Source organism: Microbacterium sp. 22303 (assembly GCF_052045265.1).
GTDB lineage: Bacteria > Actinomycetota > Actinomycetes > Actinomycetales > Microbacteriaceae > Microbacterium.
This window is the reverse complement of sequence record NZ_JBQEOQ010000003.1, coordinates 434,619-447,578: the sequence shown is the minus strand read 5'-3', so window position 1 is coordinate 447,578 and position 12,960 is coordinate 434,619. Positions and strand designations below refer to the sequence as shown.

The 12,960-nt window shown below is 69.6% G+C and carries 13 protein-coding genes; 11 read left to right on the top strand and 2 right to left on the bottom strand.

The genetic code is table 11. The features are described from left to right. The first annotated feature begins 1 nt into the window (after position 1). A complete protein-coding gene (gene paaZ, locus ACTJI8_RS11565; protein ID WP_440733584.1) occupies positions 2 to 2,056 on the top strand; it encodes a phenylacetic acid degradation bifunctional protein PaaZ in 2,055 nt (684 codons plus the stop codon). 151 nt (positions 2,057 to 2,207) lie between these two features. Next, entirely contained in the window at positions 2,208 to 2,495 is a 288-nt protein-coding gene (locus ACTJI8_RS11560; protein ID WP_440733583.1) for a GIY-YIG nuclease family protein, read from the top strand. Positions 2,496 to 2,651: 156 nt separating this feature from the next. Here ACTJI8_RS11560 and paaK read toward each other — a convergent pair whose 3' ends face one another. Together paaK and paaI are read right to left on the bottom strand one after the other, a co-directional pair. Beyond that, positions 2,652 to 3,953: a phenylacetate--CoA ligase PaaK gene (gene paaK / locus ACTJI8_RS11555; protein ID WP_440733582.1), complete on the bottom strand. Its 1,302-nt coding sequence runs from the start codon at positions 3,951 to 3,953 to the stop codon at positions 2,652 to 2,654. Then, positions 3,950 to 4,372: a hydroxyphenylacetyl-CoA thioesterase PaaI gene (gene paaI / locus ACTJI8_RS11550; RefSeq protein WP_440733581.1), complete on the bottom strand. Its 423-nt coding sequence runs from the start codon at positions 4,370 to 4,372 to the stop codon at positions 3,950 to 3,952. The genes paaK and paaI overlap by 4 nt, the downstream gene beginning before the upstream one ends. A 136-nt stretch (positions 4,373 to 4,508) precedes the next feature. On the opposite strand from paaI, the gene paaA reads away from it, so the two are divergent. From paaA to ACTJI8_RS11505, 9 genes are all read left to right on the top strand, one after another. Beyond that, complete coding sequence (gene paaA, locus ACTJI8_RS11545; RefSeq protein ID WP_440733580.1) at positions 4,509 to 5,477, top strand: 1,2-phenylacetyl-CoA epoxidase subunit PaaA; 969 nt, start codon at positions 4,509 to 4,511, stop codon at positions 5,475 to 5,477. After that, a complete protein-coding gene (gene paaB / locus ACTJI8_RS11540) occupies positions 5,474 to 5,779 on the top strand; it encodes a 1,2-phenylacetyl-CoA epoxidase subunit PaaB (RefSeq protein WP_233310351.1) in 306 nt (101 codons plus the stop codon). The genes paaA and paaB overlap by 4 nt, the downstream gene beginning before the upstream one ends. Continuing rightward, a complete protein-coding gene (gene paaC, locus ACTJI8_RS11535; protein ID WP_440733579.1) occupies positions 5,776 to 6,636 on the top strand; it encodes a 1,2-phenylacetyl-CoA epoxidase subunit PaaC in 861 nt (286 codons plus the stop codon). The genes paaB and paaC overlap by 4 nt, the downstream gene beginning before the upstream one ends. Positions 6,637 to 6,707: 71 nt before the next feature. Continuing rightward, positions 6,708 to 7,241: a 1,2-phenylacetyl-CoA epoxidase subunit PaaD gene (paaD, locus tag ACTJI8_RS11530; RefSeq protein ID WP_440733578.1), complete on the top strand. Its 534-nt coding sequence runs from the start codon at positions 6,708 to 6,710 to the stop codon at positions 7,239 to 7,241. Continuing rightward, positions 7,241 to 8,482, top strand: coding sequence for a 1,2-phenylacetyl-CoA epoxidase subunit PaaE (gene paaE, locus ACTJI8_RS11525; protein WP_440733577.1), 1,242 nt, complete (start codon positions 7,241 to 7,243; stop codon positions 8,480 to 8,482). Before paaD ends, paaE begins: the two co-directional genes overlap by 1 nt. 66 nt (positions 8,483 to 8,548) lie before the next feature. Further along, positions 8,549 to 9,319, top strand: coding sequence for an enoyl-CoA hydratase/isomerase family protein (locus ACTJI8_RS11520; protein WP_440733576.1), 771 nt, complete (start codon positions 8,549 to 8,551; stop codon positions 9,317 to 9,319). Between the two features lie 208 nt (positions 9,320 to 9,527). Next, positions 9,528 to 10,304 carry a sulfite exporter TauE/SafE family protein gene (locus ACTJI8_RS11515; protein ID WP_440733650.1) on the top strand — a complete coding sequence of 259 codons (777 nt, stop codon included), beginning with the start codon at positions 9,528 to 9,530 and terminating at the stop codon, positions 10,302 to 10,304. Positions 10,305 to 10,386: 82 nt separating this feature from the next. Beyond that, positions 10,387 to 11,328 (top strand): Lrp/AsnC family transcriptional regulator, encoded by a 942-nt coding sequence (locus ACTJI8_RS11510; RefSeq protein ID WP_440733575.1) that lies wholly within the window; start codon positions 10,387 to 10,389, stop codon positions 11,326 to 11,328. 205 nt (positions 11,329 to 11,533) lie between these two features. Then, positions 11,534 to 12,955: an amidase gene (locus ACTJI8_RS11505; protein ID WP_440733574.1), complete on the top strand. Its 1,422-nt coding sequence runs from the start codon at positions 11,534 to 11,536 to the stop codon at positions 12,953 to 12,955. Positions 12,956 to 12,960: the final 5 nt, after the last annotated feature.

Below are 12,960 nucleotides of genomic sequence, written 5' to 3'. Positions count from 1 at the left end.
CATGACCGAGCTGCTGCCCAGCTATCTGCAGGGAGCCTGGTGGACCTCTGCGTCCGAGGCCGGCACGATCGTGCGCGACGCATCGACGGGCGAGGAGATCGTCCGGGTCGACTCTGCGGGCATCGACCTCGCCGGCGCCGTGGACTACGCGCGCACCGTGGGCCAGCAGAGCCTCGGCGTGCTCACCTTCCACCAGCGGGCGATGCTACTCAAGCAGATGGCCGTGGAGCTCACCGCCCACAAGGAGGAGCTGTACGAGCTCTCCAAGCGCAGCGGATCGACGGTCCGCGACTCCTACGCCGACGTCGACGGCGGCATCGGCGTGCTGTTCACGTACTCGTCCAAGGGGCGTCGCGAACTGCCGAACGCGAAGGTCGTCCTGGACGGCCCGGTCGAGCCGCTCTCCAAGGACGGATCCTTCCTCGGCCGGCACGTCTACACGCGCCTGCCCGGCGTCGCAGTGCAGATCAACGCCTTCAACTTCCCGATGTGGGGTGCGCTGGAGAAGTTCGCCCCGGCCTTCCTCGCCGGCGTGCCCTCGATCGTGAAGCCCGCGACCCCGACGGGCTACATCGCGGAGGCGTGGGTGCGGATCCTCACAGACTCCGGACTGCTGCCGGACGGTTCCCTGCAGCTGGTCAGCGGATCCCTCCCCGGGATCTTCGACCTGCTGCGCCTAGGAGACCTCGTCGCCTTCACCGGAAGCGCTTCGACCGCGGCGGGTCTGCGCGCCCAGACCGCCGACGGTGTGCGCTTCACGAGCGAGACCGACTCGATCAACGCCTCCGTGCTCGGCCCCGACGCGACGCCGGACACTCCGGAGTTCGAGGCCTACGTGAAGCAGCTCATGGTCGAGCTCACCACGAAGGCGGGGCAGAAGTGCACGGCGATCCGTCGGGCGATCGTGCCCGCCGCCTCCGTCGGCGCCCTCGTGGACGCGCTGCACGCGAAGATCGCCGAGCGCGTCGTGATCGGCGACCCGCACGCCGAGTCCGTCACCATGGGGCCGCTCGTCTCCACCGCGCAACGCGACGAGGTGCTGCGCCAGGTCGCCGCCCTGCGCGAGGCCGGCGGCGAACTGCTCCTCGGATCCGTCGACGCACCGGACGTCGTCCACGCCGACGGCACGACCGGCCCCGCCCCGGAGGGCGCCTTCGTCGCGCCGATGCTCGTCGGCTTCGCGGACACGACCGAGCCCGCCGTGCACGAGATCGAGGCGTTCGGCCCAGTGTCGAGCGTGCTCGGGTACACGACCGTCGCCCAGGCCGCCGAGCTCGTCGGACTCGGCGGGGGATCGCTCGTGACCTCGGTCGCGACCAGGGATCCCGACGTTGCGACCGAGCTGCTCACGCGCATCGCCGCGTACAACGGACGGGTGCTGTTCCTGAACCGCGACGACGCGAAGACCTCGACCGGCCACGGCTCCCCGGTGCCGCACCTGGTGCACGGAGGCCCGGGGCGCGCCGGCGGCGGCGAAGAGCTCGGCGGGATCCGCGCGGTCATGCACTTCATGCAGCGCACCGCGATCCAGGGCACTCCCGAGATCCTCACCGCGATCACGGGCGTCTGGCACACCGGCGCCGGCACTGACCGCGCGGTGCACCCGTTCCGGAAGTCGCTGGCGGAACTGCGACTCGGCGACCAGGTCGAATCGGGGCTGCGCGAGCTGTCGCTCGCGGACATCGAGGCGTTCGCGTACTCGACCGGCGACACCTTCTACGCGCACATGGACGAGGAGGCCGCCGAGGCGAACCCGTTCTTCGGCGGGAGGGTCGCGCACGGCTACCTGCTGGTGTCCTGGGCGGCCGGGCTGTTCGTCTCGCCCGAGCCAGGGCCCGTGCTCGCCAATTACGGACTGGAGAACCTGCGCTTCGTGACGCCGGTGAAGCCCGGTGATGCGATCCGGGTGACCCTCACGGCGAAGCAGATCACGCCGCGGGAGACCGACGAATACGGCGAGGTGCGCTGGGACGCGGTGATCCACAACCAGCGCGACGAGATCGTGGCGACTTACGACGTCCTGACGCTCGTGGAGAAGGAGCTCGCCCCGGCCTGACGAGGGTTTCACCCCCCGGGGTCGTTGAGCGAGGACGGCGGAGCCGACCGAGACGAGACGCGGTGCTCTCACGAGGGCGCCGCGTTTCGTCTCGCTTCGCTCGCTCAACGACTCCAGGTGGGGTGTCCGTGGCTCGGGCTAACTTCGCTGGATGACGGGTTACGCGTACATCCTGAGGTGCAGTGACGGCACCTTCTACGCGGGCAGCACGAACGATCTCGAGCGCCGAATGGAGCAGCACGCCGCGGGGGAGGGCGCCGCATACACACGCAGACGACTGCCCGTGACCTTGGTCTGGCACGCCGAGTTCGAGCGCGTCGACGAAGCATTCGCCTGGGAGAAGCGGATCCAGGGGTGGAGTCACGCGAAGCGTGCCGCCTTCATCGAGGGCGGTCTGGATGCGATCCGCGGCTGGAGCGCCAGAACCCGGGGTCGTTGAGTGAGGACGGCGGAGCCGACCGAGACGAAACGCAGTGCTCTTGTGAGGTGCGGCGTTTCGTCTCGCTACGCTCGCTCAACGACCGGGGGTGTGGTGTCCTTGCGGGGTGCCGCGTTTCGTCTCGCCTTCGGGTCGCTCAACGACCCCGGGTGCGGCTCAGCGCAGGTCGTACAGACGCTTGTACTTGCCCTCGCTGCGGGGGAGGGATCCGGGCTCCTCGACCTGCACGTCCACCGACGTGCCGATCGACGTCTTGATCCGCAGCTTCAGCACCTCGGCGGCTGCGACAGCGCTCGTCGCATCGATCTCCGGATGACGCTCGATGCGCACCTTCAGCGCATCGAGGTGGCCCTGCCGGGTCAGCTCCAGGATGAAGTGCGGCGTGAGGGTCTCGATACCGAGGGCGATCTCCTCGATCTGGGTGGGGAACAGGTTCACGCCGCGCAGGATGATCATGTCGTCATCGCGGCCGGTGATCTTCTCCATCCGCCGCATCGCCGGGAAGGCGGATCCGGGCAGCAGTCGGGTGAGATCCCTGGTGCGGTAGCGGATCACGGGGAACGCCTGCTTGGTGAGCGAGGTGAACACCAGCTCGCCCGGCTCGCCGTCGGCGACGGGCTCGCCCGTTTCGGGGTCGATGATCTCGGGCAGGAAGTGGTCCTCCCAGATGTGCGGGCCGTCCTTCGTGGCCGCCGCCTCCATCGCGACGCCCGGGCCCATGACCTCGCTGAGCCCGTAGATGTCGACGGCGTCGATGTTCAGCCGATGCTCGATCTGGTGGCGCATCTCATTGGTCCAGGGCTCTGCGCCGAGGATTCCGACCTTGAGTGACGTGGAGCGCGGATCGATCCCGGCCGCCTCCATCGCATCCGCGATCGTGAGGAGGTAGGTCGGCGTGCACATGATCGCGTCGGGCTCGAAGTCGCCGATGAGCTGCACCTGCTTGGCGGTCTGCCCGCCCGACATCGGGATCACCGTCGCGCCGAGGCGCTCTATGCCGGCGTGCGCGCCCAGGCCGCCGGTGAACAGGCCGTAGCCGTAGGCGTTGTGCACCTTCCAGCCGGGCTGGACTCCGGCGGCGCGCAGCGAGCGGGCGATGAGATCGGCCCAGTTGTCCAGGTCGGTCTCGGTGTAGCCGACCACCGTCGGACGGCCCGTGGTTCCCGATGAGGCGTGGATCCGCCGCACATTGGCCATCGGCACCGCGAACATGCCGAACGGGTAGTACTCGCGCAGGTCGTTCTTGGCGGTGAACGGGAGGCGCGCGACGTCGGCGAGCGTGCGGACGTCATCGGGGTGGATCCCGGCCTTCTGGAACGCGAGGCGGTAGAACGGCACGTTCTCATACGCGTGATGCACCGACCACTGCAGGCGCTCGAGCTGCAGGGCGCGCAGTTGCTCGGGATCCAGCCGTAGCACGTCGGCGTTCGTGACCCGGTCCGTCGCGATCTCGGTCATGCGTTCTCCTTCGGGAAGGGCCGGTTCGTGGTGATCGAGCGGCCGCGGAACTCGGCGACGATGTCGCCGGTCTCGTCGGTCACCGTGATGTCGTACAGGCCCGTGCGGCCGTTGCGCGCGCGGCGCGACCCCGTGGCGGTGAGCACCTGGCCCTCCGTCGTGGACTTCAGGAACGTGATGTCCGCACCGGCGGCGACGGTCACCTGCTCGTCCTCGTTGCAGACGATCGCGAATGTCGTGTCGGCGAGCGCGAACACCAGCCCGCCGTGCGTGATGTCGAAGCCGTTCAGCATGTCGTCGCGCACGGTCATCGAGACCACGGCGCGGCCCGGCTCATCCACCTCCACGCGCATGCCGAGAGCGGTCGACGCGCGATCGCGTCGCATCATCGGGCGAAGTTGGGTGACGGGTTCTGCCATCGGTTCTCCTTCGAACGGGCGGGCATGGATCCGGTTCGAGAAGAGCCGTTCTTCTGCGAACGTTTCGAGTGTGCCATAATTACTGTACGAACGGTAGGTAATTCACACACTGTTGAACCAGCACAGGGAGTCGACGATGACTGTTCCACCGGTGGCCGAGGTGCGGGACCTCGACGCGCAGGCCCTCTTCGACGAGCTCGTCGAGAACGAGCAGCGCATCGAGCCGCGCGACTGGATGCCGGAGGCGTACCGCAAGACGCTGATCCGGCAGATCTCCCAGCACGCGCACTCCGAGATCATCGGGATGCAGCCCGAGGGCAACTGGATCACGCGCGCTCCGAGCCTCAAGCGCAAGGCGATCCTGATGGCGAAGGTGCAGGACGAGGCGGGGCACGGGCTCTACCTCTACTCCGCCGCCCAGACGCTGGGCATCACGCGCGATCAGATGATGCAGCAGCTCATTGACGGCAAGGCGAAGTACTCCTCGATCTTCAACTACCCGACGCCGACCTGGGCCGACATGGGCGCGATCGGCTGGCTCGTCGACGGCGCAGCGATCTGCAACCAGGTGCCGCTGTGCCGTGCGTCGTACGGGCCGTACGGGCGCGCGATGGTGCGCATCTGCAAGGAGGAGTCCTTCCATCAGCGGCAGGGGTTCGAGATCCTGCTCACCCTCATGCAGGGTTCCGAGGAGCAGCGCGCCATGGCGCAGGACGCGGTGAACCGCTGGTACTGGCCGGCGCTCGCGATGTTCGGCCCGCCCGACGACCAGTCGCCGAACTCCGCGCAGTCGATGCAGTGGAAGATCAAGCGCTTCTCGAACGACGACCTGCGCCAGCGCTTCGTCGGCATGCTCGTGCCGCAGGCCGAGATCCTGGGCGTGACGCTGCCGGATCCCGAGCTCCGCTACGACGAGGAGACCGGGCAGTACGCGATGGGCGAGATCGACTGGGACGAGTTCTTCGAGGTGGTGCGCGGCAACGGCCCGTGCAACGCCGAACGGCTGCAGCGTCGCCGCGACGCGCACGAAGAGGGCGCGTGGGTGCGCGAGGCAGCCGCGGAGTACGTCCGCAAGCAGGCCCTGCGGCAGGAGGTGGCGGCATGACCACTCCCGGAGCATCCCCCGAGGAGACCTGGCCCATGTTCGAGGTCTTCGTGCGTGCGAACCGCGGACTCAGCCACGTGCACGTCGGATCCCTGCACGCCCCCGACGCCGACATGGCGCTGCGCAACGCGCGCGACCTGTACACCCGGCGCAACGAGGGCACGTCGGTCTGGGTCGTCCCGGCCGACGCGATCACCACCAGCGACCCCGACGACAAGGGCGCGTTCTTCGAGAGCCCCGCCGGCAAGAACTACCGCCACGCCGTGTACTACACGGCCTCCGAGGGGGTGCCGCACCTGTGAGCGCCCTTCGACAGGCTCAGGGTCCGGATCTGGACGGCGCGATCGACCCGCACGGCGACGTCTCGGTCGACGAGCTCGCGCTCGCCGAGGAGCTCGCCGGTTCGGGGGAGCGCGCCGGATCCGCCGACATCGCGGAGTACGCGCTGTGGCTGGGCGACGACGCGCTGATCCTCTCGCAGCAGCTCGGCGCGTGGATCACCTACGCGCCCGAGCTCGAGGAGGACGTGGCGCTCGGCAACATCGCCCTGGACCTGCTCGGGCACGCCCGCTCGTTCCTCCGGTACGCCGGCTCCTGGGACGGGCGCAGCGAGGACGACCTCGCCTACTTCCGCGACGAGGCGGAATTCCGCAGCTGCTGGCTCGTGGAACAGCCCAACGGCGACTTCGCGCAGACGATCGCGCGGCAGCTCCTCGTCAGCACGTACATGCTCGAGCTGTACTCCGCTCTGCGCGCCAGCACGGATCCGACGTTCGCCGCGATCGCCGAGAAGGCGGTCAAGGAGGTCGACTACCACCGCGACCACGCCGTGCAGTGGACGCTGCGCCTGGCCGGTGGCACCGACGAGTCGCGCGCGAGGATCATCCGCGCGGTCGCGGACGTCTGGCCCTACGCCGCCGAGCTCTTCCGCGACGATGCTCTGACCGACCGCCTCGGCGACGCCGCGGTGCGGCCCTCGTCCCTGCGGCCGGGCTTCGACGCGGTCATCGATGCTGTCTTCGCCGAGGCCGAGCTGGAGATCCCCGAGGGGTCCGCCTCGGCCGGCGGCGGACGGCACGGATCCCACGCCACGCCGCTCGGGCACCTGCTGTCCGAGATGCAGGTGCTCGCACGCCGTCACCCGGGGGCGACATGGTGACCACCTCCGCCCCTCGCTCCACTCCGCTCGCTGGTCGCGAATTGTCGCCATCGGTGCAGAATGACGGCAATATGCGACCACCGAGCGGACTCGGCGGCCCCGGACTCGGCGACCCCGGACTGCGCGAGCGCGCCTGGGAGGCGGCGGCCGCGGTGAAGGATCCGGAGGTGCCGGTTCTGACCATCGAGGACCTCGGCGTGCTGCGCGATGTCGTCGTCGACGGCGACCGGATCCGCGTGGACATCACCCCGACCTACAGCGGCTGTCCGGCGATGGATGCGATCCGGGATGACGTCGAGCTCGCCCTCGTCCGCGCGGGTTTCGACAGCGTCGAGGTGCGCCTGGTGCTGGCTCCCGCCTGGACGACGGACTGGATGAGCGATGAGGGCAAGCGGAAGCTGACCGAGTACGGCATCGCGCCGCCCAGCGGCCGTGCAGCCCTGCGACAGGCTCAGGGACCGGTCCGCATCACCCTCGGCGTGCGATGCCCGCGCTGCGGATCCCTGGACACCCGTGAGATCTCCCGCTTCGGCTCCACGTCGTGCAAGGCGCTCTATGAGTGCGGCGCATGCCTCGAGCCCTTCGACCACTTCAAGGTGATCTGATGACGCTCTGGCACCTCGACACCGCGTCGCCCGCCCGCGCCACCGATGCCGCCGCCACCGAGCGGGTCGCCGGCGCGCTCCTCAACAGCGTGGTCGGCGGCTCGTCGAGCTCAGGGGCCGCGGCAGCGCCCCGTCGGCGGACCCGCTTCCACACTCTGGCTGTGCAAGAGGTGCGACCGCTCACCGATGAGGCCATCGAGGTGACCTTCGCAGTGCCGGAGGAACTGGCAGGTGAGTTCGACTACCTCGCCGGACAGCACGTCGCCCTGCGCGCCGAGCTGGATGGGCACGAGGTGCGACGCTCCTACTCCCTCTGCCGTCCGCCGGCGCCGGGCCCTTCGACAGGCTCAGGGACCGAGATCAGCGTCGCCATCAAGCGCGATCGCGGCGGCCGCTTCTCCACCTGGGCCCAGAGCGAGCTGCACGCGGGCGACCGGATCGACGTGATGAGCCCGCAGGGCACCTTCACCTCGGCGCTCGCCGCGCTCGACGAGGCGCACGTCGTCGGCATCGCCGCGGGGTCGGGGATCACGCCGCTCATGGCGCTCGCGGCCACCGTGCTGGCGCGGTCCGAGAGCAGCCGCTTCACCCTCGTCTACACGAACCGGCGGGCGACCGACGTGATGTTCCTGGACGACCTCGCGGACCTCAAGGACCGCTACCCGGCGCGCTTCGCGGTGCACCACGTGCTCACGCGCGAGCAGCGCTCGGCTCCGCTGCTGTCCGGTCGCATCGACGAGGAGCGCCTGCGCGGCATCCTCGATGCGCTCGTGCTGCCGGCGACGGTCGACGAGTGGTTCCTGTGCGGGCCGTTCGATCTCGTGCAGCTGTGCCGCGACACCCTCGCCGACATCGGCGTCGAGTCCGCGCACGTGCGCTACGAGCTGTTCACCACGGGCGAGCCGGGGCAGGAGCGGCCCGAGGCCGGGCGCCCGATCGAGGTGCGCGAGGACGAGCCGGTGCGCACGATCGAGTTCACCCTCGACGGCCAGTCCGGATCCGTGGACACCCCGGTGTCGGCCAACGAGTCGATCCTGAACGCCGCGCTGCGTGTGCGCCCCGACGTTCCGTTCGCCTGTGCGGGCGGCGTGTGCGGCACCTGCCGTGCGCGGCTCGTCGACGGATCCGTCACGATGACCGAGAACTATGCGCTCGAGCAGGAGGAGCTCGACCGCGGCTACGTGCTCACCTGCCAGTCCCACCCCACGACGGAGCGCGTCGTCGTCGACTACGACGTCTGAGCGCCGCCGCCCAGACCCTTCGACAAGCCCAGACCCTTCGACAAGCTCAGCGACCAAGGAGGAACCATGATCGACCTCGCGATCGACGGCGCCGTCGCGCACATCACGCTGAACAATCCCGACAAGCTCAACGCCCTCGACGAGCAGGCCGTGCGCGACCTCGGAGACGCGTACGCCGAGGCGGAGCGCGCCCAGGTGCGCTCGCTCGTGCTGACCGGCGAAGGCAGGGCCTTCTGCGCGGGGCGCGACATCTCGGGCGTCGACCCGCGCGACGACGATGTGATGGGCTACCTCGACGGGATCGTCACGCCCGTGCTGCAGCGCATGTCCTCGTTCCCTGCGCCGACTTTCGCGGCGGCCCAGGGCGCCTGCCTCGGGGTGGGCCTCGGCCTGCTCATCGCGACGGACGTCGTCTATGTCGCCGATACCGCGAAGATCGGATCCCCGTTCGCCGCCCTCGGCGCGACGCTCGACTCGGGCGGGCACGCGCTGTTCGTGGAGCGGCTCGGCGCCCATCGCACGCTCGACCTCATCTACTCCGGCCGCCTCATGAGCGGATCCGAAGCCGTCGCCGCGGGGCTGTTCTCGCAGGCGATGCCTCCCGAGAAGGTGCACGAGGCCACGCTCGAAGCCGCGGCGCGAGCGGCGGAGGGCGCGACGGCCGCGTTCGTCGCGAGCAAGCGCCTCGTCGCCGCCCTCCGGGACGAGCGGCTGGGGCTCTGGGACTCGATGCGGCAGGAGAACGCGGCCCAGGCGGCGCTCTGCGACACGGACGACTACCGCGAGGGCTTCGCCGCGTTCCAGGAGAAGCGGCCCCCGCTCTTCGAAGGGCACTGAGCCGGGCCCATCCGCCGTACGGTGCGACGATCTGCACGCAGTGCGACGATCAGCACACGTGTTGACGTGGATCCACAGGCGGATCGTCACGACGTGTGCAGATCGTGGCGCGCGGTCAGCGGTCCGGCCCGTCCGACTACGCTGGACCGTGCTGCTCCGCCTGGAACGGCGGACAGGAGCGGGTGTGGGCGAGGGCGCCGTCGAGCGGATGCGAGGGCCGCGCGCCTACGCGTCGTTCGTCGGGATCGGCCTGGCCGCAGGCCTCCTCTCGGGCCTCTTCGGCGTCGGCGGCGGGACGATCATCGTCCCCTTGCTCGTGCTGCTGCTCGGCTTCAATCAGCGCCTCGCGGCGGGCACCTCGCTCGCGGCGATCGTCCCCACCAGCATCGTCGGCGTGACCAGCTACGCGCTGCACGGAGCCGTGGCATGGATCCCCGCGCTGATCCTCGCGGCGGCGGCTGTCGTCGGTGCGCAGGTCGGCACACGGGTGGCGACGCGGATCTCGCAGCCGGTGCTGCGCTGGTGCTTCGTCGGGTTCGTGGTGATCGTGGTCGTGAGCCTGTTTCTGGTGATCCCCTCCCGTGACTCGCAGTTCCTGCTGAGCTGGTTCTCCGGCGTGGGCCTGGTGGTTCTGGGGTTCGGCACCGGCGTGCTGGCGGGTCTCATCGGGGTCGGCGGCGGGGTGATCGTCGTACCGATCCTGATGCTGCTGTTCGGGTTCAACGATCTCGAGGCCAAGGGCACGTCGCTGATGATGATCATTCCGACGGCCATCTCCGGAACGGTCGGAAACCTGCGCCACCGCAACGTCGATCTCCTCGCCGCGACGATCATCGGGCTCTCCGCGTGCACCATGACCGCACTCGGCGCCTGGCTCGCGACGCAGTTCGATCCGAAGGTCGGGAACATTCTCTTCGCCGTCTATCTCGCCGTCATCGGCGTTCAGATGGGGCTCAGAGCCGTTCGAGACCGCCGGAAGGCCTGAACCGCGGTGCGTTGCGGTTTCCTCCCGGCTGGGCCGGGACGACAGTGCGGCGATCGCATGCTTCCGGCGGCATACTGGCTCCATGGCGTTGGATGAGATCGACCGCCGAGTGATCGGCGCATTGCAGGTCGACGGTCGCGCCTCGTGGCGGCGCATCGCCGGCGTCATCGGCGTTCCCGTCAGCACAGTGGTGCGCCGCGGCAACGCTCTGCTGGAGTCGCAGGCTGTTCGCATCGGCGTGGTGCGGTCGACGCGCACGGTGCTGCTGGAGGTGCAGGCGAACGCCGCCGATGTCGACGCGATCGCGCGCGCTCTCGCCGCACGGGAGAGCAGCATCTTCGTGTACGTGCTGGGATCCCCGCTGCGCATCCTCGTCGAGGAGCAGGCGCCCCCCGAGTACGCCGATCTGATCCTGCGCGACATCCCGTCGATCCCCGGCGTGACCGGCATGGCCGTCATCCCCATGCTGGAGTACTACCGCACCCTGTCGGGCTGGATGCCGGGCCAGCTGACCGGGGACGAAGCGCACGCGCTGAACCCGGACTTCGGGCGCCCGCCGCTGATCGATCAGCCTCTCCTCGAGCTCGACGACGGCGACGAGGCGATCCTCGCCGCGTTGGAGCGGGATGCCCGTGCGTCGGCGATCGACATCGCCGAGATCGTCGGACTCAGCGAGTCGGCCGTCCGGCGGCGGTTGAGCGTGCTGATCGGCGGCGCCGTCGACGTGCGCGCGATCATCGCCCCGTCCACCCTCGGGCTCCCGATCGCGGGGTTCGTCTGGCTGCGCGTCCCTCCCGCCGCGGTGGCGTCCGTGTCCGCCGCGCTGCAGGCCTCGCCGTTCGTGCGGTACGCGGCGTTCATCCTCGCCGACGAGCAGATCCTGGTCGACGTCGCGGTTCCCACGGTGACTGAGCTGCGCCGATTCCTCACCGAGAGCCCGTGGTCGACCCAGGTGGACGGCATCCGCGCGGCCTCCGTCGTCGCTGCCTACAAGCGCAGCGGAGTGCTGGTCCGCGAGGCCTGATCGCCGCTCCGCCGGATACGACGATCGCACCGGCGTGCGATCGTGCGCGGATGACGCATTCCGTGCGTCGAGATCGATGATCTGGTGCGTTCCGGTCGTCATTTTCCGATTTCTTCTTTACTTCGCTCGCCGAGTCCGTTACTTTGGCCCAAACGATGCATCAAGGCATCGAATCTGGCACAGAGTGGTGCGAAATGGAGTTGAAGTGGTTGAATCCGGCGAGCTCGTGGGGCTCAGTGCCAAGGAGCAGGCCCGTCTGACACGCAGCGGCGAGCTCACGGCGGTGGAGTTGCTCGACGCGCACCTCGCCGAGGTGTCCCGGCGCAACGGTGAGATCAACGCCGTCGTCGCCCTCGACGAGGAACTGGCGCACGAGCATGCACGCCGCGTGGACGGCCTGGCACCGGAGCGTCGCGGCGCGCTGCACGGCGTGCCGACCGCGGTGAAGGACTTCGGGCACGTAACCGGTTTCCCGAACACCCTCGGACACCGCCATTTCGCCGGCAGCATCTCGGACCATGACGATCTGCACATCGCACGGATGCGCGAAGCCGGAGCGGTGTTCTACGGCAAGACGAACATCCCCGAGCTCGCGGCCGGATCGCACAGTGCCAACGAGGTCTACGGTGTCACCCGCAATCCGCATGATCCGTCCCGGTCGGCCGGCGGTTCGAGCGGCGGAGCCGCCGCCGCGCTGGCCGCGCGGTTCACGGCGATCGCCGACGGCAGCGACATGGGCGGATCCCTGCGCAATCCCGCCGCATTCTGCGGCGTGGTGGGTATGCGTCCGACGCCCGGGGTCGTCCCCAACGCGGACAGCCCGAACGTCTTCGACCCGCTGGCGACCGCGGGGCCGATGGCGCGCACCATCGACGACACCGCACTGCTCCTGTCGGTCATGAACGGCGAGACGCGGGACGTGCCGTGCGCTCCGGAGCTCGATCGTGCCCGCCTGCGCGAGCTCCGTGAGCGCGATCTCGCCGGTGTCCGCATCGCCTATGCCGCCGACCTCGGCGGTTGCGTGGTCGTGGAGCCCGCCGTGCGCGCAGTGCTCGACGAGGCGGCCCGTGCACTGGAGGCGGCCGGGGCGATCGTCGAGATCGGCTGTCCCGATCTGAGCGGCGCGGATGAGGCGTTCCGCACCCTGCGCGCCGCGGCGTTCAACGCCGGCTGGGGCGCGCTGCTGGAGGCCGAGCCCGAGAACTTCAACGACTTCGTCGCCGGCAACATCCGCGAGGGCGAGAAGGTGAGCGGACCGGACGTGATGCGCGCCTACGGCGAGGTCACGCGTCTGACCAGGGCCGCGGCGCGTTATTTCGCCGACACGGATGTGGTGCTCGCCCCCGTCACGCAGATGCTTCCGTTCCCCGTCGAGTGGGACTGGCCCCGTGAGGTCGCGGGCACGCGGATGACCGACTACCTCGACTGGATGCGCGCCGCCTGGCTGTTCACGCCGCTCGGCGTTCCTGCGCTGTCTCTCCCGGCCGGCTACGCCGGTCGCCTGCCGGTCGGCGCCCAACTGCTCGCGGGCCCCCGCCAGGACGTCGAGCTGCTCGAACTCGCGAAGGCCATCGAGACGCTGCTCGCGGTTCCCGCCGCAGCATCGGCATCGCACGCCGCCTCCTGACGTCC

What these genes read in the sequence shown, in the direction of transcription:
- ACTJI8_RS11515 (WP_440733650.1), top strand. Translation starts at nt 9,528, where the DNA reads ATGCGAGGGCCGCGCGCCTACGCGTCGTTCGTCGGGATCGGCCTGGCC.
- paaE (WP_440733577.1), top strand. Translation starts at nt 7,241, where the DNA reads ATGACGCTCTGGCACCTCGACACCGCGTCGCCCGCCCGCGCCACCGAT.
- paaI (WP_440733581.1), bottom strand. Translation starts at nt 4,372, where the DNA reads ATGGCAGAACCCGTCACCCAACTTCGCCCGATGATGCGACGCGATCGC.
- paaK (WP_440733582.1), bottom strand. Translation starts at nt 3,953, where the DNA reads ATGACCGAGATCGCGACGGACCGGGTCACGAACGCCGACGTGCTACGG.
- paaD (WP_440733578.1), top strand. Translation starts at nt 6,708, where the DNA reads ATGCGACCACCGAGCGGACTCGGCGGCCCCGGACTCGGCGACCCCGGA.
- paaZ (WP_440733584.1), top strand. Translation starts at nt 2, where the DNA reads ATGACCGAGCTGCTGCCCAGCTATCTGCAGGGAGCCTGGTGGACCTCT.
- ACTJI8_RS11510 (WP_440733575.1), top strand. Translation starts at nt 10,387, where the DNA reads ATGGCGTTGGATGAGATCGACCGCCGAGTGATCGGCGCATTGCAGGTC.
- paaB (WP_233310351.1), top strand. Translation starts at nt 5,474, where the DNA reads ATGACCACTCCCGGAGCATCCCCCGAGGAGACCTGGCCCATGTTCGAG.
- ACTJI8_RS11520 (WP_440733576.1), top strand. Translation starts at nt 8,549, where the DNA reads ATGATCGACCTCGCGATCGACGGCGCCGTCGCGCACATCACGCTGAAC.
- ACTJI8_RS11560 (WP_440733583.1), top strand. Translation starts at nt 2,208, where the DNA reads ATGACGGGTTACGCGTACATCCTGAGGTGCAGTGACGGCACCTTCTAC.
- paaA (WP_440733580.1), top strand. Translation starts at nt 4,509, where the DNA reads ATGACTGTTCCACCGGTGGCCGAGGTGCGGGACCTCGACGCGCAGGCC.